This window comes from Erwinia mallotivora, assembly GCF_000590885.1.
Lineage (GTDB): Bacteria > Pseudomonadota > Gammaproteobacteria > Enterobacterales > Enterobacteriaceae > Erwinia > Erwinia mallotivora.
Genome location: NZ_JFHN01000001.1, coordinates 1 through 442, shown reverse-complemented (window position 1 = coordinate 442; position 442 = coordinate 1). Strand labels below are relative to the sequence as shown.

At 51.8% G+C, this 442-nt stretch carries 1 tRNA gene; it reads left to right on the top strand.

The window, feature by feature from the left end:
- Positions 1 to 346: 346 nt before the first annotated feature.
- Positions 347 to 434: transfer RNA gene (locus BG55_RS00005), tRNA-Ser, on the top strand.
- Positions 435 to 442 lie beyond the last annotated feature (8 nt).

The following is a 442-nucleotide window of genomic DNA, read 5'->3' as shown; positions in this document are numbered from 1 at the left end:
GAGGGGTGGCCGAGTGGCTGAAGGCACCGGTCTTGAAAACCGGCGACGGGAAACCGTTCGAGAGTTCGAATCTCTCCTCCTCCGCCATCACATTCGACGGGTCAGCATAAGCTGGCCCGTTTTGCTTTATCCCCTTCTGCACTGGTATTGCTCATCTCATCCCCGGAACCTCGTATTTGCCTGCTTTCTGGTCAACTGAAAAATAAACGCATAAAAGCACATAATTTCAACAATCTGGGTGTGATTTCACTTGGCAAACGCCTGATGCTTCCCTATAATGCGCGCCATCAGTTGTTCTGTTAATGCATGCAACGTTGTCCTGCTTAACAACGACAGATAAAAGTGCGGAGGGGTGGCCGAGTGGCTGAAGGCACCGGTCTTGAAAACCGGCGACGGGAAACCGTTCGAGAGTTCGAATCTCTCCTCCTCCGCCAGCAAATTC